We start from the raw sequence: 1,244 nt of genomic DNA on the forward strand, positions 1-1,244 counted from the left end.
AAGTCGGATCGATCACGCCGGCGCGCGACCGCACGCTGGACGAGGTTCGCCAGAAGGTGGTGGCCGACTGGACGGCGGCTGAAACGGAAAAGCGGCTCGACGCCAAGGCGCAGGAGCTGGAAAAGCGCCTCAAGGCAGGCACCACGCTCGGCGTGATCGCCGGCGAATTGAAGCTCGAGAAGCAGACCAAGCGCGGCCTGAAGCGCGAAGCCGATGACGCCGATTTCGGCAAGGAAGGCGCCGCCGAAATGTTCGGCGTCGGCGAAGGCGGCACCGGGCTGATCCCCTCGCCCACCGGCGACGGCCAGATTCTCTACAAGGTGGCCGAAGTGTTCGAGCCGGCCGGCGCCGATGGCAGCTCCGTGCCCGACGACGCGCAGAAATCCTTCACCGCCGGCATGTCGGACGACCTGCTCGACCAGTTGGTGGCGCAGTTGCAGACGCAATACGACGTCCGCATCGACCCGGCCGCGGTTTCCCAGGCGCAGGCCCGATGAGTGCGCTGAAGACCCATATCGCCAAGGTCGCCGCCGGCACTCCTCTTTCGTTTGAGGAGGCGCGCGAGGCGTTCGACATCATCATGTCGGGCGACGCAACGCCCGGTCAGATCGGCGGCTTCCTGATGGCGCTGCGCGTGCGCGGCGAGTCGGTGAGCGAGATTTCCGGCGCCGTCGCCACGATGCGCGCCAAGATGCTGCGCGTCGAGGCTCCGCACGGCGCCATCGATATCGTCGGCACCGGCGGCGACAATTCGCACAGCGTCAACATCTCGACGGGATCGGCATTCGTCATTGCAGCGAGCGGCGTGCCGGTGGCCAAGCACGGCAATCGCGGCCTGTCCTCATTGACCGGCGCTGCCGATGTGCTCACCGCGCTCGGCGTCAAGATCGACATCGGACCGGAGACGATCGGCCGTTGCATCCATGAAGCCGGCGTCGGCTTCATGTTCGCGCCGGCGCACCATCCGGCGATGAAGCACGTCGGCCCGATCCGGGGCGAGCTTGGCACGCGCACCATCTTCAACCTGCTCGGACCGCTGTCCAATCCGGCCGGCGTCAGCAGGCAGATGGTCGGCGTGTTCCTGCCGGAATGGATCATGCCGGTTGCCGAGGCGTTGAAGGCGCTGGGCGCCGAGCACGCCTGGATCGTTCACGGCGACGGCTATGACGAGATCACCACCACCGGCGAGACGCAGGTGGCGGAACTTGCCGGCGGCGAGATCCGCACCTTCGCGCTCACCCCCG

General features: G+C 67.3%; 1 protein-coding gene and 1 pseudogene. Both read left to right on the top strand.

All coding sequences use genetic code 11. From position 1 onward, the window contains the following. Positions 1-497, top strand: a pseudogene (locus tag EN780_RS34580) (peptidylprolyl isomerase); the annotation flags it as partial. After that, positions 494-1,244 (top strand): anthranilate phosphoribosyltransferase (gene trpD, locus EN780_RS34585; protein ID WP_128276490.1); only part of this gene is annotated, 751 nt, incomplete at its 3' end. The pseudogene EN780_RS34580 and the gene trpD, both read left to right, overlap by 4 nt.

Origin of the sequence: Mesorhizobium sp. M4B.F.Ca.ET.089.01.1.1 (assembly GCF_004022605.1) — a bacterium.
Classification (GTDB): Bacteria; Pseudomonadota; Alphaproteobacteria; order Rhizobiales; family Rhizobiaceae; genus Mesorhizobium; species Mesorhizobium abyssinicae.